We start from the raw sequence: 22,438 nt of genomic DNA, 5'->3' as shown, positions 1-22,438 counted from the left end.
ATAATTATATTCTAAATTAGCCTAAGATTTTAAATGTTTTGTAATTACATTTTGAACAATTTTTTTGTTCCAAACCACCGGAAATAATTCAGCGATTAAAGTGCTGTTATTGCTATTTAGACGTAGTCCGTTGGTAAGGTGGAATTTTCCTTTGTCGTTTTGTTGTAACAGATAGTACATTCCGGCCAAACGATATTCTACTTGATATTCGTCCGGGAAAAATTCAGCTGCTTGTAATAACGTTTGAATCGCACTATCAAATTCGCCTAAAAACTGGAGAATATCGACCCAAAATAACCAAGTGTCTAGTTGGGTGTCGCCAAATTCTACAGCTTTTCGATAACCAAATTCTGCTTCTTCATAAAAATTCATTTGGCGGTTAATGTTGGCATATCGCTTCCAATACAACTGATTTTCATTATCAATTGCTAAGGCTTTATTTACATAAAACAATGCTTTTTGATAATTTTTTAATCGAATATAGAAATCAGTGATGGCTATCCAACCTTTATCCAACAACGGATCTTCGTGGACGGTTTGATTGTAAAATTTAATTGCTTCGGCTTTATTGCCTAACTTTTCATGACATTTTCCAATTCGTAACAAAGCATATGACGTTGGATCTTCTAATTCAATTGTGCGATTAAAAGCTTCAATAGCTTCTTCAAAACGTTTCAGTTTTTCGAGTGATTTGCCTTTTTCCATAAAAGCACCAATAAATTCGTCATCAATTAAAGTGGCATAATCAAAACAACGCAATGCGTTTTCGTAGTTTTTAATGCTATAACTTAATCGACCTTGTTGGTGCCAAGCGATTTCACTGTACGGATTTTTGTCAATATAATTTTCTAGATAGACAATGGCCTCTTTTTGTTGATCTAAAAATTCAAAACAATAGACCACATTATACAACGCAGCTTGGTCTTCGACATCTACTTCTAAACATTTTATAAAATTGTATTTTGCCAATTCTAAATTATCCATGAACAGGTATTCCATTCCCATTAAATTAAAGACATCAGCATAATCATCGGTAAATTCTAATGCTTTTTCTAATTCTTCAATCGCTTTTTCGTGTTGATCCCGTTTAGAATAAATATTTGCTTTTTGAATGTAAATCTCTTCATTGTGGGGTTCAATGGCATACAACTCGTTGAGCATTTTTTCGGCTACTTCAAGTTTGTCATCATAAATCAACATTTCAATTTGAACCAATTTTAAACCGGTTGATCTTGGATGTTGTTCGAGAGCTAATTTCAAGGCTTTTTTGGCCAGCGATGCTTTGCCCATATCAAGATAGTGAAGAATAATTTCTTCAAATTCCTCGGAATCGAAAAAGAAAACTTTGTTGGTTTTCAACATCGATTCAAATCTCGACAAGGATACGTTGTAATCGTCTTCTTCGTGACTTAAATGCATACTCGATTGTTTAAAAATTATCCTTCTCTAAATTAGAAAAGGAATGCTCTGATTCTATTTTTTTGTTGAATTGTTGTAAACAATTTAATTAACAGGTTTTGCGGAAGATTAGTTGGTGAAAGGTAAAGGGTAAAAGGTGATTGATTTGTAAAGGATTAAAACCTATTACCCATTACCAATAACCTATTACCAATTTATACCATTTCATTTAAAGCTTCTACTATAATTGCACAACCTTCTCTAATTTCCTCTTCAGAAATCGTTAACGGTGGTGTAATTCGGATTGCTCTTCCTTCAAAAAGCAACCAAAAAAGAATTAATCCTTTGTCTTGGCATTTAAAAATTACCTCGTTTGTAATTTCCGCTGTTTCCACCATTGCGGCCAACATTAATCCTTTTCCTCTTATTTCTTTTATCAAAGGATGTACCAAAAGTTCTCTAAAGAGCTCTTCTTTTTCCAACGTTTGAGCCATTAGGCTAGTTTCAGTGACTTCTCGCAGGGTTGCCAAACAAGCTGCGGCTATGACAGGATGTCCGCCAAAAGTGGTAATATGGCCTAATTTTGGGTCGTGACTCAATAAATCCATGTATTCGGCTTTGGCAGTAAAAGCACCCACCGGCATTCCGCCACCCATTCCTTTTCCCATAATAACTACGTCAGGCACAACATTATAGTTTTCAAAACCAAACATTTTTCCGGTTCTACCGAATCCAGGTTGGATTTCGTCTATAATTAATAAGGCACCTACTTCGTCACATCTTTGTTTGATTTTGGTTAAAAAACCATTTTCAGGTTGAATAAAACCGGCTCCACCTTGAATACTCTCTAAAATTACTCCGGCGGTTTTGGTTGTTATTTTTTGGATGTCTTCCAAATTATTAAACGTAATAAAATCCACATCCGGAATTAGCGGACGAAAAATTTGTTTGCGTTCTTCAAAGCCCATGACACTCATCGCACCCATTGTATTGCCGTGATAAGCATTGAAACAGGAGATGAGCTGACTTCTGCCGGTTACTCTTCGGGCGAGTTTTAATGCACCTTCGGTGGCTTCGGTTCCGGAATTTACAAGATAGGTTTTGTTGAGTGGCTCCGGCATATTTGCGGCCAACAATTTGCAAAATTCAACAGCTGGATGTTGAGCATATTCGCCATAAACCATGACATGTGAATATTTATCCAATTGATCTTTGATGGCTTGATTGACTCTCGGATGCTGATGCCCTAAACTGCACGCCGAAACGCCTGCCACAAAATCTAAATACTTTTTGTTGTTGGTGTCATAAATGTAACTTCCTTTGGCATGCGAAACTTCCATCGCAAGTGGATAGGGTGAAGTTTGAGCTTGGTATTTAAGGAAATCTTCTTTCATAAATGGTAATGGGTGATGGGTAATGGGTGATGAGTCAGGAATAAACTTTCAACCCGAAACTCGCAACCCGCAACATTTTTAACTGTCTTTTTCCGTTTCTTGGCCTTCCAACGTTTCTTTGCGAACCTCCATTGGTACCAATTCTAGAGTATCTTCTACTTCTTTATCTTTTTTCATTTGTTCGTCATATTCATTTTCTTCAGGCGGAAAAATATCGTCTTTGGTCTTAATTCTTTCGTCGCCACGCCATATGAATCCCCTGAGTTTTCGTGCGTTTTCCGGAAGTTCTTCTTCGGGGTAAATTTCTCCTTCTACTTGTTTAAAAAACGTAATGGTATTAATTTGGTTGCCGTCTAGTGTCATATTGATACTGCTGCTTTTGCTTTTGTTGATACCAATCAGTTCTTGGTTTTCGTTTCGCATGTAATAAATCACTTCAGTATTTTTTACCACATCAACTTCATACAATTTATTATCTCTGAATTTACCATAGAGATTTAAGCCTTTCACTTGATTATAGCCTGTACCAATAGTATCTTTTGAAGCAATGAATGTATTGTTTAGCACTTTCAACGAATCGAGCTTTTCTGTTTCTTTATTTGAAATTAAGTGCATAAGGTCTCCCGTCATTTGGTTATCAAAATTCCACATCACGGGATTTTTCATCAATTTGGTAAGACCTGTTTTTTCGTCGGAATGAAGCGAATCACATTTTCCACTCATATCAATTTTAAAAAAGCGTACCTTATTAAATGCTCGAACTACACGGTTTTCGGGTTTTCCGGTAACAATTAATTTTTTTCCGTGGATATATAACGTATCTTTTTCAACTAGTGTCATTGCTACAGCTCGTTTGGTCATCATTAACGAATCTTTTTCACGATACACCTCGCCATAATGGCCTTTCACAATGCTGTTGTTGATGGAGTCGGTTACTTTTACATTTCGAGTAGCAGAGGCAAATTCTCGATTTCGATCATAATACAAACTATCTCCTTCGATCAATCGATTGTTGTATTTGATATAGGAGTTTTTTACAAAGTGAGAAAAGTTTTTCTTCGTATCATAAAAGCCTTTTTCGGTGTAAATATAATTAGCCTCGCTCGTGATGGTTGAGGGACCAAAAAGATAGGCATGACTTACATTTTCATAGTAATCTAAATGATTGGTTTTGATTACATATTTTGGATTAGTAATAGTCACAGCATTTCTGAATTGATACATTTTTTGCTGAATTACATAAGTTCCAGCTTGGCTAATGAGTGTGTTTTCTTTATCAGTTACAGTTCCGCCGGTTTTGTAAAACGCTTGTTGCGCATTTCGGTCAAAATTCAGTACTTCAGTTTTTAAAGTAGAGCTTGGCGAACTCATAATCACATTTCCGGAAGCATACGCTTGTTTGTTTTCGCCATTATATTCGGCATACGTGCTGGTCATGGTGATGGTGTCGCCTTGAATCATTCGCACATCGCCAAACGCTTTGATGTAATTTTCTTTTTTAAACAAATAAGCTTTGTTGCAAAATAGCACTGCTCCGTCATGACTAACGCGAACATTTCCGGTTAGCAAAACAGCATCCGGGTATAAATCTTCATCCACATCAAAAAATTCGGAGTATTCCACAAAGATTTCTTTGCTTTTTTGTCCCCAACTTTGTTGAAAGCTTATCAAACAGAAAACGATAAAAAGAATAGTTCTCAAAAGTATAATTTTGCCAAAATTACTAAAAATGAAGGAAGGACAAGATGTGTTAAGAATTATTTAGGTAGAAAATGATATTTTTACAAATTACAAACCTTGTTTTATCTGTAAAAAAGTTATTTTTGAAGTGGGAACCAATTTTTTACAGCTATGCTAAGTTTACTTTTTATTTATTTTTTGGGAAAATATTTCTACACACTGGCAGAAAAACATAAACAAAACGAATGGCTTTATGCAATTTTGGGTGTTTTTGTCTATTATGTATCAACTTTTCTATTTGCGTTTATTATAATGGGATTAGAATTGATTTTTTCTTTGGGGTATGAAGGTTTTTTAGATAAATCTATTGGCTATATTTCTATTCCGTTTGGTTTATTGGGGTGTTGGGGTTTTTATAAACTTTTAGAAAATAAATGGAATAAAATGATTCAGGTTGAAATTGAGACGATTGATGAAATTGGCAGAAATCAGAATCTAGAGGATTAATTTTTTAGAATAGAAAGCGTTCTCAATAAACTACTAGTGCAATCTTCCAACTTTTCAAAAAGACATGCTTTGTTTTTGTTACTTTTAAATGATTGATTTTGCTGTGAAAGAGAACTCTATTACAAGATACAAAAATAGCAAATTCAAGATGAGCGACTAATTTATATAAATACCGGTAACTAATAAAATAACCTTACTTTTGTAGAAAATAAAAGAAATGTACAAAATACTATTATCATTAATTTGCTGTGTAACGCTACAAGCACAAAACATTTCAGCTGAACAAGTTGAATTTGAAATGCTCAAAAATCCTAAAAACCAAACAGAAGTTTCAACTCGTTTTTATAACGTAACGGTGAATTCACCTTATAATGTCACTGCTGAGGATGTGATAAACAAAGCAAAAAAAGACCGTCAAACGGCCTTGGCTGAATATGATGGTGTTGTTAAAAAAAGCGAGGCAGAATTTCAAAAAAAATTAAAAGATCATGATGTGGAAGTTGCCAAAGCAAAAGAACGTTATGAGTTAGAATCTGCTGAACACAAAAAATTAACTTTACTGGAAAGAATGACGATTACCGATCAAGGGAAAGGACCAAAGTTAGTTATTCCTGTAACTCCAACGTATTATAAGCCGGCACCGCCTGTTTATCAGGAACCCAATTTAAATAATCATGTAATTGTTGATAACAATGTGTTGGCTTCTCAAATAATCATCGATGGTTTTTCCAAAGAAGGGTCTTATTTGGATGTTCAATTGACCATAAGTGCTGTTCAATTTCAAGATAATGCAGGTCAATCTTTTGTTAATCAGCCTACAACATTAATTGTAAAAGTAAATGGTCAGGAAAAAACAAATCAAAAGTTTTTTACGGAATATAAATTTTTATCCTCTGTTCCCACCAACAATATAAATAAATCGTTGGAAGAGAAAAATCATTTGAAAAAAGTGATGACGTTTGTTAATCAATTTTTGAATGATGAATTTGGTTACCAATCGGTTAAAAGAACCGTTAAGTTAGACAAAGTTAAAAACAAAGGTGATTATGATGATTTAGAGAAAGCTCATATCTATGTAACGACCAACCTGAAGAAAATTCAGCCTGCTGACCCTGTTCGAACAGAAGCTGCTTTTAATGGTATGCAAAAAGGAATTGATATCTGGTTGTCAACCTTACAAAAAGTGGAGTTTAAAAAAGATTCGAAATCTGCGTTTAATGCTAAAATAGGAGAATATATTTATTTCAATCTGATTCGTTTACATTTAGCTTTAGGAAAAAAAGATGTGGCTGAAAAATATTTAAATGAATTACAAGAAAATTTAATCAGCATAAAGTTAAGTTATGATGAAGAACAAGAATTAAAAGCATTAGAAAATGAAATCTATAAAAAATAAAGTACAGCAACTTTTGTTGACAACATTACTATTCATTTTTGCAAGCCAATTATATGGTCAAAAACCGGCGTGGGGAGCCCGCTTTGATTTTGATGTTAAAAATGAATTAGAGCCTAAATTGGTGTTGGTTGACAATTATAATTATTATTTGTTAACGGTTCTAAATACCACTGGGATGATGGCCAGTAATCAAATTTTATTGCGAAAGTTTGATCAAAAAAATAATTTAGTTGAAACCATCAAACACCGTTTTCCTGAACTGGAAGGAGGAGGAACCCTTCATAATTTTTTAGGTTCATTTGATTTGGGAACAGATCGAGCGGTCGTTTTTACACAAAGTTATTCCTCAAAGGCAAAACGTGATGTAATTTACCAGCATGTTTTTGACAAAGCATCGCAGCAGTTTACTAGTACCATTATTACCGAATATCCCATTGCATCCGCATATAAATCAGGTGATGTGGCCGTAAAAAGATCGCCAAATGGCAGCCGAATCTTGTTGCATTATAAAGTACCGGCCTCTAAAAAAGAAGCCGAAATCAATCATTTGTTTGCACTAAATGGTCAAACACTTGCGGTAGAATGGCAGAAAGAAGTTCAATTTGATTTAGGATTTTTCACTCGTTCTTTGGTGGTAACAAATTCAGGAAATGCTGTTTTGCTCCGCATTCCTTATAGTTATAAATTAGATAATTATCTTGTTGAAATAACAGCTCAGGGACAAAAAGACATCATAGTGGGTGAAAACCTTAAACTTCACGATCCCTATCCTTTCTCTATTGGTGATCAAGATTATTTATTGGCATTTAACTATCCTTCTAAAGGAATTAGAAGAGGTGATTTTGGTCATTTGATGGTTTACGATTTAAAAAGCGGTAGCATTTTAGCAAACAATGAAATAAAGGGTTTTAATTCAGAGATTTCTATTGAAACAGCATTAGTAAGAGACGTTTTATTACAAAACGATGAAATATATGTCTTTACGGAAGCAAAAGTAGATGTTACTCCAAAGCCAACTCCGGGAACTATGGGTTTTCCTGAAAAGAAATTTCTTTTCGGACCTTCTTTCATGTTTACGTTAGGATTTGACGGAAAATTGAAGAAAACGAGTCCTTTTCCAAAAGGCACCATTGGTGAAGCAGAATTGTTTCAATCTTTTGGTTTAGTTCAAGGGAATGGCGATTTATTCGTCCAAACCGGCTTATATAATGGATTTTTCAAATGGAATTATCTTTTTAATAATGAAGAGTTAGCCAGAACCATTTCATTTCATTTTTACGATGACATTCGTCCCGGAGTTAAAGTGCGTTATGTTAATCAATTACTTCATTATTTCAGAGATAAAGATCAATTTTTATTTGCTAAAATTACTACAACCGATAAAGATCAAATGTCTTTTGGTACTTTTTCTGAGGTCAAATAACGATCTAGATAATATCTTATAAAAAAACCCTGTAAATCAATGTTTTACAGGGTTTTTAGTGGAGAAGAGGGGAGTTATTTCGAACTTTTTTGAGTCTGATTTACGACTATTATTGAGTTTGAAAAAGTTGGAATAATTGATTTAAATATCTTATTTATATGTAGTTACACATAAATTTGTAAACTATTTGCAAAATAAGTAGTCTATTTTAAACTGATTATTTTCAAATAGTACTAAAATTTTGCTTTAGCGAGATAAAATCACGTAGACTTTTTGTTCTATTGATGATTTTTGTATTGAATGGATATGTAAATAAAAATTACAGTTTAATTTAAATTTAGGAAATGAAAATTCTAAATTAATGACTTACAATTAATCTTAGTGCATCGCTTTGATCGTGTGTGTTTTGTACTTTAGTACCCAGTATTTTGTGTTGTATCAATTTGCTTATTCTTGATAAAGCAGCTCTACTATTTATCAATGCTGTTTCTCGATCATCCATAGGAGTGTATAGCAAATCGATGTCAACCGAAAGTCGAGGCAAAGCTCTGTAAAATAGATTTATTGCAGTACCACCTTTTAATGCAAAACATTTTTCGGTATCTACCAATGGTAAAACACGCACTAAAAGTTGCACTTGTCTGCGGTATATATTGTTTAGGTCTATATCCATGCTGGAACTGTTATTTTATATTTAGTATCTAATTTTCCGCCTTTTATGAGCATTCTGTTTCCAGCACCTAATGTTATACTTTCTCTATTTATTTTACCTAACCAAACATAATTTTGACGGTCTGCAAACCAAAAGAAAAGCCGTTTTACTTTTACATTTTGACACCATTCTAATGTTTTTTGAAGATTTCTAGGCGACAATGTTGTTAGCCCTTGCATTAATTGATTTGCGTGTTCAAAAGTAATTTTTTGTGGCACGTCTACTAATACTTCAAGATACGCTCTTTCAGGAGTTGATACGATTAATTTTCTATCGTCATTATCCCAATCCCTTTCTGACGTAAAAGGATGTAATTGTCCGATTTCTCCTGAATTTTTAGCAAATAAACTATTGGTAGTATGTCTAACAAATTTCACATTCAAGTTTAAATTCTTAACCCATTCCGGCAATACATCATTTCCGAATAAATGCACTGTTTTATTTTCAGAAAAAGATAAGTAATGTGATAAACCTTGCATTTCAAGTGATGTTAAACCACCTACAACCAAATCTGTCTTTATTATTGATTGCAAAGAGAAAACCACTGATTGCCAGGATATTTTGCTAACATTTCTAACATAAATCCCTTTGCTGATAGATTCTAATTGATTACTTTTAACCAAATTATCTATTGCGTGACGCGTTAAATTATTTTCCATAAGCCATTTGTGAGTGGCTATTAAACCCTCGGGCATTATTTTATATAACTCTTTTCTTCGTATAACATTTAAAGCCATAATTTAAAAGTTTAGCTTATTGCGGTGTTAATTGCCGTTATGCAAAGGCAGTGTAAATTATTTAATTTGCGTAAATTTATTTCAACGGCGATTATCGCTGTTATTTTTAATTTATTTAAATACTGTGTTTTTAAATGAAATTAGCGAAATGAAGCAAAAGGCAGCATTGGCTTTAGGAATACTTGGACTAAAGACGGTTTTTGTGTAGTCTGAATGATATAATGAATTTTGTAAATAATTTATCCACTCACCTTTCAAATTCGATTGGTCTTCGCAGTATCGCGGTATTCTTTATGAATTATAATGCCACATTATGTAAAGAAGCTTGGGGAAAAGTTTTTGTTGCCTTGAACTATTTATCTATCGGAGTGACAAACTTCTGGCATACAAAAACTTTTGGAGGGTTGGGAAGGTGTGGCGAACGAAGGACTAAAACATTCAACCTGGCAGAGAAGAGTTATTTGATTATGGAATTCTTAAGTTTTTTGATTGTAATAAATTCATTTACATTTTAATAGTTTCAATCTATTCTACAATAAAAACTACCCGAAAGGATTAGGGAGTGGTGCGGTATAGTTAGAATACTTCTCCGAAAATTATTTTTTACGCGTTGACTTTCGGTCTTATTATTGTTATTGAGGTCAGCAGATCTTGTCAGTCACTACGTTAGATTTATAATAAAGCCGGATGAGTGTTCGGTAAACGTTGTCATTTTATTTATGGTCACTGTAATTTTTGCTGGCGTATTACATAATACTCTTTTGGTGAAATACCCATACTATTTTTAAAAGTTTTAAAAAAAGCACTGTAGGATGCGAAGCCAGTTTCATTTGCTAATGCATCAAACGTATTATTTTTAAGGTAGCCGTCGTCGATTAAATGAATCACTTTTTTTATGCGTATAATTTTCTTAAAATCGTTAAAACTAATTTTAGAGTGGTATTTAAATACATAAGTAATGTGACTTTTTGGGATGTCCAATTTAAATGATAAATCTTGTATTTTGAACGATTCAGAAAAATATAAATCTTTGTTTAATGCTAATTTTTCAATACACAAAATGTAATTGTCAATTTCACCCTCTATTATTTCTTTAAGTCTTTTATCTTGCAAATTAGTTACGGGAATTATGGTTTTTGTAGACCAAATGTTATCAAATATAATTTTATGTTTGTTGTATTCTTTTATTTTGTTTTGAAACATATCGTATCCATACAAAAATTCGGGCGAATAGATAACTTTTAGGTAGAGAAAGGTCCACATTATTCCGGAAAACAGAAGAAATTCACTCGTATAATGAAACCAAAATTGTGTTTTTAAAAGCAGTAAGTTAAGAAAATAAATTAAAAAAATTAAGATCAAGAAACCAAACAAAAGGCAGGACCATTTTTTCACAAACACATTTTGTTGACTTTTTACCAGTATTTCACTATTTCGATTCCAAACTGATTTTTTTAAAATAAAATATGATTTTACAACATAAAATAAATTAAAAAAAATTAAAATACTGGTTCTTATTTTTAGTTCTTTTATATCCAAGGAAGCACTTATAAAATTGTTTATCACTAAAAATAAAATCGCAGGTAAAAAAAAATGGTAAAAATCTATCTTAGTAGAACTTTTTTCATGGTTTATCGATTTTTTAAAATATAAAAAAGCGACTGGTGAGATGCTAACAAAATATAATAAATCCAGTTGTCTTTTTATGTTTGTTTGCTCCGAAAAATCCGGAATACCATTAAATAAAAAACGAATGGAGTTTAACAAGAAAATAGCAATTAAATAGATATTTGTGTGCTGATTTTCCTTGTATCGTGTGCCAATTAAAAAAATGGTAATCAATCCCAGTAGTGCACTTACAACTAAAATTACATCCTTATAATTCATGAAATATTAATAACTTTTTAAATGGGGTAGGTGCAGAACTACAATTTAACTAGTTCGATGTTTTGTCGTTTTACTTGGTTTTATTCCGATGCATTTTCTTCACTCTGTTTGTCAAAGCATCCAAAATTGACTAAAAACTATCGAAAGGAAACTTAGTTTTATTTTCGTTAAAAATCTAATTAGGTGGTAATTATTTAAAAAAAATGACTGTAAGGTTAAAATTATAATTTTTAACTATCGTTTCCACTTTATAAAAAAGCGTTAGGATTTTAAGAGATTAATTCCTTGCAATTCACTTTGCTTTGACTTTGTTTATTTAGCTGCTTTAATAATTATTTATACAGTGAAAGGAGTTGTACAAAAATTAAAAGCAACCCGTTGGGTGTAGCTCAATTTTAAAATAATTTAACCACTGGTTCAGTAATTTTTTTGAAAAATTATTTGATTTAATTCGAATTTTCATCAAAGACGAACAAAATACTACGTTTACTTTTCATAAAATTCGATTATTCGCAGAAAATAAAACCATAATAATCGAGCATTACATCATTACACCGAGCGGATAAAAGAAGTTTAATTATATCGCTTAATTTCAGCGTAATTATGTTTTTTTTATCTTTTGCAATGTTTTATACGCATTCCAAGTGTTCTCTCTTTTGTTGTATATCTTTTAAAAATAGTTGTAAATAGCTACATACCGGAAGTACGTGATTTTTAATCTCGAAAAATAAGGTTTAGTTTGCATTGTGATTTTCAGATTGTGCGTCATGATGAACTGATTGTACTTTCATTTCGTTTCTTTTTTCTAATCACACTCAGTAAGCATCACAATTCAAACTATATCTATGACATTTAAAAATTACTTCTTAACAACGGTTACTGTGCTCGCTGCCAGCGGTTATTTGGCTGCACAAAACGTAACGGTTACCAATGCTGCATACATCGTAACTACTGGTTCACCGGTTTTATCGCTTACCGGAGGGACAATAGTTAACAATGGAACGATTACTTTCCTTGATGCCTCTTTAAAGTTTTCCGGAGCAGTATCGTATGAAGGCTCCGGCACTACATTTATTAAAAATTTAGAAATAGCTCACGCCGGGACTAGTTTATTGAATAATAGGGTTAATGTTACAGGGGTTCTTTCCGTTTCAAATGGTGTTTTACATGCGAATGACAACCTTACCTTAATTTCGAACTCCTCGGGGTCTGCCATTATTGCACCACTGCCCTCCGGTAGTGCTATTACCGGTAAAGTTACCGTGGAGCGTTATATTGCTCAAGGAAAAAGAGCTTTTCGGTTTTTAACGCCGAGTGTTACAACCGATGAATTTATCAGCAACAATTGGCAAGAATCGACTCATATCACCGGTTCATCCGCAGGAGCAAACGGATTTGATGCGACGGCCTCCGGGAGTCCATCCTTGTTTACCTATGACAACGCTAGATTGATTGGAACAGGATGGGAAGCCATACCCAATACTGATGCAACAAATCTTAATGCACTACAAGGCTATCGACTTTTGATTCGTGGCGATAGAACTCCTTCTCTCATAACACAAACATCTCAGCCAATGATGAATGCTGCTATTACTTTAGCTGCGACCGGAACAGTTGTTACCGGAACAGTTGTCTTTAACAGTAGTTCAGCAATTCCTATAAACGGCACAACAAACACTACAACAAACGGTTATAGTTTTATTGGAAATCCATATGTGAATACGGTCGATTGGAATGATTTGAATAAAACAGGACTTACAGATGCCTATTATAGTTGGGATGCTAATATGGGCACAGCTATGCAGCGGGGTCGTTATGTTGCGTACAGCTCTTCAACAGGGCTGACAAACAGTGACTCTTCCATGAACCAGTTCATTCAACCAGGCCAAGCGTTTTTTGTTAAAAATAGTGAATTAGGAACACCAGGCACTATCACCTTTACTGAAGCAAACAAATTAGGAACCAATATCAATACTTTTTTTAGACTTTCAGCTGTTGAATTACCTCGTTTAGAGTTGCAAGTATATGAGGGAATGGAGCCTACTGCTGATGTATTTCCAATTGATGCTACCGTTGCCATTTTTGACAATCACTATACAAATGCCATCGAAGCAGGAGATGTAACCAAGATGAGTTCCGGTATAGAAAACCTTTCTTTTTTAAACAGCGGACTTTCTTTAGCCATTGATGCCAGACCTTCGGTTACGGCTACTGATGAGCTGCAGGTTCAACTTCAACAATTCAAGGCAAATAAGTCGTATACATTCAAATCGCTTTTTAGCAATTTTGATTTATCAACGACACCTTTTTTATATGATACTTATTTAAATGATTATACTTCCTTGGCTAATGGTGCTTCGACCAACGTTTCATTTATTACCACAGCTGATCCACTGTCATATGATTTAAACCGTTTTAAGATTGTATTTCAAAGTACTATTTTAAGCCAACAAAATTTCAATGCAGAAAGTGTTATGGTCTATCCCAATCCGGTTACAACTAATCAATTTACTATTGAATTGCCAAGCTATCTCTCGGGAAGTATTGGTGTAAAAATAATCAATACCATTGGGCAAATTGTTTACGAAACAAAAGCGGATGCACAAAAGAAGTTGATTATTAAACCAACAATCACCTTAGCTCATGGTATTTATTTAGTTCAAATTAACCATACTGAAAAAACAATAACCAAAAAAATAACCATTCAATAAATGCTATTAATCTTAAAATCACTTCGAATAATTGTAATTACTTTATTATTTTGTTTACTACCACACCTAGCGATGGCAGATGACAGTTTTGATGAAGACACGGATGATCTTACTCCGGAAGAATCAGAACCGCCTGGTGCACCCATTGATGACCATGTTGGTCTGGTCTTCTTGCTGGGGATAGCCGGAGCCTTCTATTTTATTCAAAAAAAACAAATATCAAAAGAAATTAAATAAAACATAAAAAATAAAGTTACTATGAAAAAAATAATCTTGTTTGGACTCTTTTGCGTGTCTTTTGCTTCCACTTCGCAGTCGGTAGGAATTAATGTAGATGGTAGTGCACCAAATGCATCTGCTATTTTAGATGTAAGTTCGACAACCAAAGGTTTTTTGCCGCCACGCATGACCCAATTTCAACGAGACCTGATCGCCAATCCAGCTGTAGGTTTGATGATTTATAATACCACTACACACCTGCCAAATTATTTTAATGGCACGGCATGGGCGTTGTTTTCTAACGAACCTATCATTCAGTCTCTATCGATAACCGACCCCACTATTACCACTTCAAAGATTATTGACGGTACTACCAATGCACAGGTGACGGCTGGGACATTGATTGGTTTAATTCCCGGCGATAATGTTACGGTGAGTGCTGTTGCTACTTATGACACTCCTTTTGTAGGCACCGGAAAAACGATTACCGTGACTTATACACTTGGGGGGTCGGATGCTTTAAATTATCTGGTTTTACCAAATTTTGTAACCACTGAGGGTGAAATTATAACGGACGGAAATTACACCATCCTTGATCAGTATACCAATGGCGTTCCGACAGGCACTGCCTATCAGCAGCTTACCTATTACAATCAGTACATTGATGCCGAATCCGCAGATGCCTCTCCATTTGTACTTACAAAGCAGACCCCGCACGAGGGTGGAATTTTATTTTATGATACAACAGAATTAATCTCTGCCTATGATGAAAATACTTTTCGCTTGACATCAACATCAGGTTCTTTTGATTTTACATCGTTTATTCTTGAAAATTTAGAGACTTACTGGACTGCAGAACCTCTTACAGATACTGATCTTCCGTATATTACCTTGATTACGAATAACGGTCTAACCGTAACCTATTCTTCTGAGTTAATGTTTTATGATCCTGAGTGGGGTGCTGACTTTTATTTCAGTAATCCTGGCGTTAAGGCATTGAATTGGAATGATGTTGAATGGGTAGATATCAAAACAAGACATACGAAGGCTAAAACTAGGGATTTTGTATTGAGTGTTAATTAGTAAAAAAATAGAAGCTTCTTTTTGTTCAAGTAGAATTAAGTTGGCCGGCTTTTGAGTTTAATTTTTTCAAGCCTTCTTTATTTTTGTTATAAATTTCTTCCATTCTAGGGCGATAAGTTCAGCTTTAACCAAATCATCTACCTAATAAAATTAAAACATAAATGAAACATTTCCCTATTTTTTTAGTATTCTTGTTCGTCAATTCCTTTGTTTACGCTCAAGTAGGTATCGGTACTAACATTCCAAACAATACAGCACTTTTAGATGTTGCTTCAACTTCGCAAGGTTTTTTATTCCCACGTATGACAGCTGCTCAGCGAGATGCGATTAGTTTAAAAGCCGAGGGCTTAATGGTTTATTGCACGAACTGCGGTTTGACTGGCGAACCTCAATTCTTTAATGGTGTTGTATGGGTTACTATGTTAGGTGGTGCGGCACCTACGGTACCACTTGTTGTTGGAGACACTTTTCAAGGTGGTAAAATTGTTTATATTTTACAACCTAGTGATCCTGGTTATGATCCCTATCAGCAACATGGTATAATCGCAGCACCAAGTGACCAAAGTGGCTCAATAAGGTGGTCCATAAACAATAATTCAATCAATGGAACTTCTACTGCATTGGGGTCAGGTCAGGCAAATACAACCGCGATTGTAAACTCACAAGGTACTTCGGGTAATTATGCAGCAAGACTTTGCAATGATTTAGTAGTGGGAGGCTTTAGCGATTGGTATTTACCAAGTCTAGATGAAATGAATATACTCCGAGCCAATAGGGTACTTATTGGTCTTAGTAGCGGTACTTCACAGTATTGGAGTTCTACACAATATAATGCAACGCGTGCAATGCGGGTACGTATCGATACTGGGTCTAATTCTGACCATCTTAAGACAGGAACTAATCGGGTACGAGCTGTTCGTTCATTTTAACTGCCAAATACTTTGTAGCTAACGATTTAGTAAATACTATCATATGACTGTGTAATTGATAGATGAATCCTAGTGAAAGCGGCATTTTAAATCGATATGGTAGTTATTAAAAAAATATAAAATGGCAGAAAGGATTTTAATTATTGGTGATAATACATCTGCAAAATTAAGATTAGCATTTGATTTAGTTGCAAACTATAATAAAATTGCAGTAGCATTAATTGATGGTTTGTCTTTTAAAGTTACCAACGAATTTCGTTTTCAGAATTGTACGAAAGAAACCAAAGTCCTTATTATTGATGATCTAAATGATACAGAACTACTATCTAATTTTTTTGATTTAGTAAACGAAAGCTTTATAGTTAGTGGGTTAAATGGACAAAATTTTGAGTTACAGCTAGAAAAAGTAATTCTAGTTTTTAATTCAAGAATTAAAAAAGATAATTTGCCGGTAGAAACATTTTTTAGAGCTTCCTTTCAAATATTTGATATTTCAAATTATGTTGATTTAGAAAAAAACATTTTAAAATTAGTAAGCGATTTAAATTCGAGGAATAATGAAAATCAAGATTTTATTTCAAAGTTAGAGCTTGAAATTAAACTATTACGAGAGCGTAATAAAAGGTATGTCGAATTCTTGGAATGGATCAAAGAAGTGTTTGGTGAAAATGTAAATGAAGCTTATGGAAAGTGTAATCTCAATTTATTTATTACCGATTTTTTGGATGAAAATTTTTCAGACATGGAAAAATCACAATAGTGAAAAACCAATGCTTTGCCTTATTTTGTCGTAACATCAGTAGTGGGATTCAATAAAATATTAATATTAAAAGTATTACTAATCCTAATAAAAACAAAAATGAAAAGATTACATTTAATAAAGGTCTGTTTTGTGATAAATCTTTCGGTTCATGCTCACTAGCGTTTTTAACACGCAATAAGACACTGCACTTTTAGAGGTTACTTCTATACTTCACAAAATTTTTGCCACATATGACAGTTTCCCAGCTTTATGTGATTAGTTTAACGCATTAGGGCTTCATAGTTTATTGCAAGAACTGCGTTTGACTGGCGAACTGTAGGTTGTAGGTTTTAGGTTGTAGGTTGTGGGCTGTACGTTGGACGTTTTAGTTTATTGTAAAACAAGGAAAGAGTATGTTTTGTAAACTGAGTCAAAAATAAAAGATAAATGGGTAGGAGATTTTTTAATTTGATTTAGTTATTATAGATGTAGAAGTTTATAAATAGCAAAGAGGACAGATGACCTCTTTGTTGTTTTTTGTAATAGTTGAGTTGCCAGTAAATTTATTTTTATGACATTAAAGTACACTGTGGTATTTGGGTAATAGTGTTATTGCTGATTTTGCAGTTGATATGCCGGTTTATTATTTTAAGACTTGCGTTTGATTATTTCTTTATAAGCACCATCCCAAAGATTTATACGTTTTTGTAAAGATTCAATTGTAGCTTTTTGTGATTCGTGCCAGAATTGTTCACTTGCTCCGCAGAGGTTTTCTGTCATTTGTAAAGCAAGGTGACTATGGTGCCCGCCATCAACTTCAATGTGTCTTTCAAGATAATATTTAAAAATTGATATGTTATTTGGGAAGTTTTTATAAATGTCGTTCACTATTGAAACGAACATACCCGGAATCAAATCCTCTCGACCAAAAGAGAATATAGCCGCTTGTAAATAGTCTTTATTACTTTGAATAATTTTGAATGTAAAATTAACAAATTCTTTCGCTTCGCATGGTGTGTTAGATGCTGTAAAAGCAGCAGCAAAATTGTCTGTTTTTTTTACAATTTCAATAAAAGTTTCAATTTTAGATGTATCAGCCCCGCATTGGTGCATAGCGTCGAGGTATAACTCAAAGTGACTTTTTCTGATACCATTTAAATCTACGTCGGCCTCTTCACCCACTACAATTTCATTTATTAGGTATCTCGTGTCCGGCGAGCCTTTGGGGAACCAGGGTACTGCTACACAGGTTAAGTTACTTTGCAATGTTTTGAGTAAAGACATAAAATCCCAAACTGCATAAACATGATACTGCATAAAAATTTTCAAGTCGTCGATGTCTTTTATTGCTCCGTAAACTTTGTGACTTATAATTTCTTGCCTTAATGGCTCGATACTTTTTTTTAGTTTGTTGATTTGTTCTGTCATTTGTTGTTTTTGGTAATTTTTGTTATGAAATCTCGAAATAAAAATTTACGAAGGTTACAGAAATATTAGTGGTTTCATTTTCCATGTTTTTATAAATTCAATTGCTATTTTCTGGCTACTTTACCGCGGCGAATATTTATCATTTAATTATATTGCTTACCTATTTTATCTCTGTTCGTTTATTGTTGCAGAGACAAATAAAAAATATTATTTTATTCGTACTTTTCAAGCGATTTGGTGCAATAGTTTAATTTTGACGAAGCAACACAATAATATTAGTATAAAAATTGTTCATTGTATTACTTTGCAATTAAGAAAAATATTTTGCGAAAGCAATGTTGCTATAAATCTCATTAAAATTCAAATTTTATATCTGATTTATTTTTTTTTATTAGTAAATAGCGTTTATCAACTGTGAATTCAATAAGATAACCCGTTGGGTGTAATTAAATTTTGGAAATAATTTTGCCACTAATTCACTAATTTTTTATAATAATTATTCGATTTAATTCGAATTTTCATTGAAGATGAACAAATTATTGCGTTTGATTAATTTATAATTCGAGAATTCGTGGTAAAAAAACAAAATAATCTTGAATTAGATAATTACACCCAACGGGTTAAAATAATCTTAAACTATGTTTAGTTATTTACAAAATGATTGGAAGTGTTATTTCAACCTCCGTACCGACTCCTTCTTCCGAAGTTATAACTAATTGACCATGGTAGTTTTCAATTATTTTTTTAGAGATAAATAAGCCAAGGCCAAGGCCTTGTTTGTCGTCTATGCTGTTATAGAACTGCACAAATGGGCCAATTTTTTCAATCTGTTCGGCATTCATTCCCTTTCCGTAATCTTTAATTTTAATCGTATATGATTTTAGGCTACTACTTCCTTTGATTGAAATTGCTTCTTTTTTGTCCGTAAATTTGAATGCATTTTCGAGAATTTCGTTCAGTACAGTTAGTAAATCTATTCGAGCAATAGCTACATTTGCTTTCTTAAAAAAAGATGTAATTTTCTTTTTTCTTTCGCGAGGTAATTTAGCAACTAATTCCATGTAACAATTTTGAGGATCGGTGATTGCGTCTTTTTGAAAAAAATAGGCATCAGAGATAATTTTTTGGTACATGATTATATTGCTTAAGGTTCTATTAAGTTGATTAGCATAACCTTCAATGGATGTAATATGTCTAAAATATTCGTCTGACTTATCACTATTTTGGATAAGAAAGCTGGTAACACCCATAATACGTTTTAACGGACTGTAGATTTCATGCACCATGTAGTCATCAAAATGTACATCTAACAGATCATAATTGTTCTTGATTTCTTCGTGCCGGCTAATTCGGGTTTCGATGACTGAAATTAACTCTTTTGATTTAAACGGCTTAGTGATGAAAGCGTCAACGCCAATCATGTTGGCATGACTCAATTCTTCCTCAGCTTTTTTGGCTGTTAAAAATATGAACGGAATATTATTGAACACAGGGTTTTCGCGCACCAACCTATGAAATTCATAGCCATTGCAACCTGGCATCATTATGTCGCTGATTATTATATTAGGCAGCCACTGTCTTAATATTTTCATTGCTTTAAAACCTTGGTCTGCAAACTGCACTTCATAATTATTTAAGGTTAGCAGTTCGTATAAAGTTTCTCGTATGTTTTGTTCGTCTTCGACAAGTAATATTTTAGTTTTCATAAGGAAATTTTAAAGTAACCGTTGTACCCTCGTCTATCTTACTATCGATGTGGATAGTTCCGTTAAGCAATTCGGTAAATTGTTTTGCAATGATTAAACCTAGGCCTGAGCCTTTAATAGTTGTAGTGTTTCTTGCTCTAAAAAAGGATTTGTAAAGGTGTTTTTGATCCTCCTCGGGTATTCCGATTCCGAAATCTGTAATTTTAATTTCGAAGCACTCTTCGCGGTAGCTAATTTTGAGAATTGGGCTTCTTTTATTTTGTGAGTATTTAAAGGCATTTGATATCACGTTATTTAGAACCTCCATCAATAAATTTTCGTCTGATTTGATTAGTCTTGTTTGCCCAACTACTTCGACTTTCATTTTTCTTATGGCTACCTTATTACTATGATATACATCAAGAAGATTACTGACAAAAAGTTCTAAATTAATTTGCTGGATATCTACGGTAAGGTTACCTGACTCATATTTTCCAAAAATAAGTATGTTATTCATCAATTCTGTCATCCGATCTACTTCACTAATAATTCTGGTTGAAATAGTATCGATGTCACTTTTTAATTTTTTACTTACGTCACCAGTTTTGTAGGACATTAATTCGATATTTGAGTATATCACTGTCAATGGTGTTCTGAATTGGTGCGAAGCCATTGTGACAAAATTGGATTTTAACTGATTGAGTTCCTTCTCTTTCTGTAATGCATTTGCAGTTTCTCTCTCAGCTGTGATTCGGGATGTAACATCACGACTTGAAGTCTGCACCGCCACTGTTCTGCCGTTTTGCGAAATTGGTTTTGCGATGACCTCCAACCAGCAATAATCGCCGTTTTTTTTCAGGAATCGTAAAGTTGAAGAATTTACTTTTTTGTCAATAAATAACTTGTCAAACATTTCAATATCGTCCGGATGAATAAAACGATCAGGATTTTTACCGATTAGATCTTCTCTATCGTATCCAATTAAATCGATTGACGAATTAGAGACATACGTAAAAACCCCCAGCGTATTATGCTGACAGATTAAATCAGTTGTGTTTTCTGCTATAAACTTAAATTTATCTTCCGATATTTTTAGTTCCATTTCTTTTAATTTGTAATCGCTTATATCAATGTGTGTTCCGATTAATTTTATTACCTTATTTTTTTTGTTTAAAAACTTCATCGACGAATATTTAATCCATACTTCATGCCCTTTCTTGTGAATCATTCGCAGATTTCCTTCATACTTATTTAACTTGCCTTCGATAAAGTTTTTAATTTTTTTTTCGGCTGCGGGGAGATCTTCAGGATGTACCAAAGATTTCCAAGTTTCGTAATCTTGACTTAACTCCGTCTCTTTATAACCCAGCATACCAAACCAATTATGACTAAATTTAAAGATATTTGATTCTAAATTCCATTCCCATTTAGCTTGATTTGAATTTGTGATAAAAGCATTAAGTTCGTTCATAATATTTGTTAAATTTCTTTCAAAAGTTTCTTGTTCGAGTCTTAAACCTATGTTGTTTGCTACCGACTTTAAAGCAGTCACTTCCGATTCACAAAATAGACGCTCATTATTACAATTATCGAAACCAATCCAACCCCAGAATAAATCGTTTGAAAATAGCGGCATAAATAGGTAGGATTTAATACCCTGCATCGTCATTAAATCTCTGAAATATTCATTACTGATTTTACTTACTAAACCATGTATTGATTGGTTTGATGATAAAATATCATACAATCCCGGAAATGCGTCATATGAGAGACCATTAAGTTCAGGATTGTCAATGTACGGAATAATCCCATCATTACACCATTCAAATTCATAATCTATAATAATTTCCGCGTTTGCTATTTTATTTTTAAAAATATAACATCTGTCCGCAGATGTTCCAATTCCTAAAAAATTTACACATTTTTGGAGTGAAAAGTCGATGTTATTTTCTCTAAGGAGCGTTTCATTCGATTTCGATATACTTTCTAAAAGTTCCACCATGGTTGCCAAATTTTGTCAGTTTTACATCAGCATGGTTTTGAAATGAAAAGTCTTCTAGAAAATCGTTAAAAATTTCTTTATCCTTTGGCTTTACTTCTAACTCATACCACTTATTCTCTGCCAAAATAACAAAATAAAATTGATACTGTGTAAGATAGAAATAAAAAAATATATAAGTAAAAATATGTAGTAGACAAATCACGTAACTAAAATAGATCATGTATGACGAAAAGAAAAGTAAGTGCATTAAAATAACGTAAAAACCATAGGACTTTTTCTTATTTTGTTTTAACTTTGCAAATGTAATTGTTCTTTTGTCGAATGTTATTATTTTGTTTTTTTGATTTATGTGTAAAATATCATTTTCTTCCCACACCGCAGGTTGATTATTTGCTGTGAATTCTTGTTTTGCTGCTTTCTTTTGTAATTTGTTCGGCATAATCTTTTTTTTACAGATATATAAATTTTTAATATTCAGCCAAAACAAATATAAAATGTACCTCTA

Annotated in this window: 18 protein-coding genes; 8 read left to right on the top strand and 10 right to left on the bottom strand. The window is 33.2% G+C overall.

All coding sequences use genetic code 11. From position 1 onward, the window contains the following. Positions 1 to 21: 21 nt before the first annotated feature. The 3 genes from B0I10_RS10885 to B0I10_RS10875 all read right to left on the bottom strand — a co-directional run bounded on the left by B0I10_RS10885 (position 22) and on the right by B0I10_RS10875 (position 4,493). Complete coding sequence (locus B0I10_RS10885; RefSeq protein WP_112086546.1) at positions 22 to 1,419, bottom strand: tetratricopeptide repeat protein; 1,398 nt, start codon at positions 1,417 to 1,419, stop codon at positions 22 to 24. A 194-nt stretch (positions 1,420 to 1,613) separates the two neighbouring features. Further along, entirely contained in the window at positions 1,614 to 2,792 is a 1,179-nt protein-coding gene (locus B0I10_RS10880) for an aspartate aminotransferase family protein (protein ID WP_112086545.1), read from the bottom strand. 78 nt (positions 2,793 to 2,870) lie between these two features. After that, a complete protein-coding gene (locus B0I10_RS10875; protein ID WP_112086544.1) occupies positions 2,871 to 4,493 on the bottom strand; it encodes an OstA-like protein in 1,623 nt (540 codons plus the stop codon). 150 nt (positions 4,494 to 4,643) lie between these two features. Here B0I10_RS10875 and B0I10_RS10870 point away from each other — a divergent pair, with 150 nt between their 5' ends. The 3 genes from B0I10_RS10870 (at position 4,644) to B0I10_RS10860 (ending at position 7,798) form a co-directional block, all read left to right on the top strand. Then, positions 4,644 to 4,979, top strand: coding sequence for a hypothetical protein (locus tag B0I10_RS10870; RefSeq protein WP_112086543.1), 336 nt, complete (start codon positions 4,644 to 4,646; stop codon positions 4,977 to 4,979). 217 nt (positions 4,980 to 5,196) lie between these two features. Further along, complete coding sequence (locus B0I10_RS10865) at positions 5,197 to 6,375, top strand: hypothetical protein (protein WP_112086542.1); 1,179 nt, start codon at positions 5,197 to 5,199, stop codon at positions 6,373 to 6,375. Continuing rightward, positions 6,356 to 7,798: a hypothetical protein gene (locus tag B0I10_RS10860; protein WP_112086541.1), complete on the top strand. Its 1,443-nt coding sequence runs from the start codon at positions 6,356 to 6,358 to the stop codon at positions 7,796 to 7,798. Before B0I10_RS10865 ends, B0I10_RS10860 begins: the two co-directional genes overlap by 20 nt. Positions 7,799 to 8,156: 358 nt before the next feature. On the opposite strand, the gene B0I10_RS10855 is transcribed toward B0I10_RS10860, so the two are convergent. From B0I10_RS10855 to B0I10_RS15685, 3 genes are all read right to left on the bottom strand, one after another. Beyond that, the gene (locus tag B0I10_RS10855) at positions 8,157 to 8,471 is read right to left on the bottom strand and encodes a nucleotidyl transferase AbiEii/AbiGii toxin family protein (RefSeq protein WP_220086205.1); all 315 of its coding nucleotides are present in this window, start codon (positions 8,469 to 8,471) and stop codon (positions 8,157 to 8,159) included. After that, entirely contained in the window at positions 8,462 to 9,247 is a 786-nt protein-coding gene (locus B0I10_RS10850) for a type IV toxin-antitoxin system AbiEi family antitoxin (protein WP_112086540.1), read from the bottom strand. The genes B0I10_RS10855 and B0I10_RS10850 overlap by 10 nt, the downstream gene beginning before the upstream one ends. Before the next feature lie 723 nt (positions 9,248 to 9,970). Further along, a complete protein-coding gene (locus B0I10_RS15685) occupies positions 9,971 to 10,510 on the bottom strand; it encodes a helix-turn-helix domain-containing protein (protein WP_181456940.1) in 540 nt (179 codons plus the stop codon). A gap of 1,469 nt (positions 10,511 to 11,979) precedes the next feature. On the opposite strand from B0I10_RS15685, the gene B0I10_RS10835 reads away from it, so the two are divergent. From B0I10_RS10835 to B0I10_RS10815, 5 genes are all read left to right on the top strand, one after another. After that, positions 11,980 to 13,845, top strand: coding sequence for a T9SS type A sorting domain-containing protein (locus B0I10_RS10835; protein WP_112086537.1), 1,866 nt, complete (start codon positions 11,980 to 11,982; stop codon positions 13,843 to 13,845). Further along, a complete protein-coding gene (locus B0I10_RS15575; RefSeq protein WP_146740345.1) occupies positions 13,846 to 14,082 on the top strand; it encodes a hypothetical protein in 237 nt (78 codons plus the stop codon). 21 nt (positions 14,083 to 14,103) lie between these two features. After that, entirely contained in the window at positions 14,104 to 15,147 is a 1,044-nt protein-coding gene (locus tag B0I10_RS10825; RefSeq protein WP_146740344.1) for a YDG domain-containing protein, read from the top strand. A gap of 191 nt (positions 15,148 to 15,338) precedes the next feature. Then, positions 15,339 to 16,076: an Lcl domain-containing protein gene (locus tag B0I10_RS10820; protein ID WP_146740343.1), complete on the top strand. Its 738-nt coding sequence runs from the start codon at positions 15,339 to 15,341 to the stop codon at positions 16,074 to 16,076. A 121-nt stretch (positions 16,077 to 16,197) separates the two neighbouring features. Next, positions 16,198 to 16,836, top strand: coding sequence for a hypothetical protein (locus B0I10_RS10815; protein WP_112086533.1), 639 nt, complete (start codon positions 16,198 to 16,200; stop codon positions 16,834 to 16,836). A 630-nt stretch (positions 16,837 to 17,466) separates the two neighbouring features. On the opposite strand, the gene B0I10_RS10810 is transcribed toward B0I10_RS10815, so the two are convergent. The 4 genes from B0I10_RS10810 to B0I10_RS10795 all read right to left on the bottom strand — a co-directional run bounded on the left by B0I10_RS10810 (position 17,467) and on the right by B0I10_RS10795 (position 22,372). Continuing rightward, a complete protein-coding gene (locus B0I10_RS10810) occupies positions 17,467 to 18,246 on the bottom strand; it encodes a DUF3050 domain-containing protein (RefSeq protein ID WP_112086532.1) in 780 nt (259 codons plus the stop codon). 650 nt (positions 18,247 to 18,896) lie between these two features. Continuing rightward, complete coding sequence (locus tag B0I10_RS10805) at positions 18,897 to 19,952, bottom strand: hybrid sensor histidine kinase/response regulator (protein ID WP_112086531.1); 1,056 nt, start codon at positions 19,950 to 19,952, stop codon at positions 18,897 to 18,899. Further along, positions 19,942 to 21,933 carry a PAS domain S-box protein gene (locus B0I10_RS10800; RefSeq protein WP_112086530.1) on the bottom strand — a complete coding sequence of 664 codons (1,992 nt, stop codon included), beginning with the start codon at positions 21,931 to 21,933 and terminating at the stop codon, positions 19,942 to 19,944. Before B0I10_RS10800 ends, B0I10_RS10805 begins: the two co-directional genes overlap by 11 nt. Continuing rightward, positions 21,896 to 22,372, bottom strand: coding sequence for a hypothetical protein (locus B0I10_RS10795; protein ID WP_112086529.1), 477 nt, complete (start codon positions 22,370 to 22,372; stop codon positions 21,896 to 21,898). The genes B0I10_RS10800 and B0I10_RS10795 overlap by 38 nt, the downstream gene beginning before the upstream one ends. Positions 22,373 to 22,438 lie beyond the last annotated feature (66 nt).

The sequence above is a fragment of the Flavobacterium lacus genome, from assembly GCF_003268815.1.
GTDB classification, from domain to species: domain Bacteria; phylum Bacteroidota; class Bacteroidia; order Flavobacteriales; family Flavobacteriaceae; genus Flavobacterium; species Flavobacterium lacus.
This window is presented reverse-complemented; position numbering and strand designations above follow the sequence as displayed.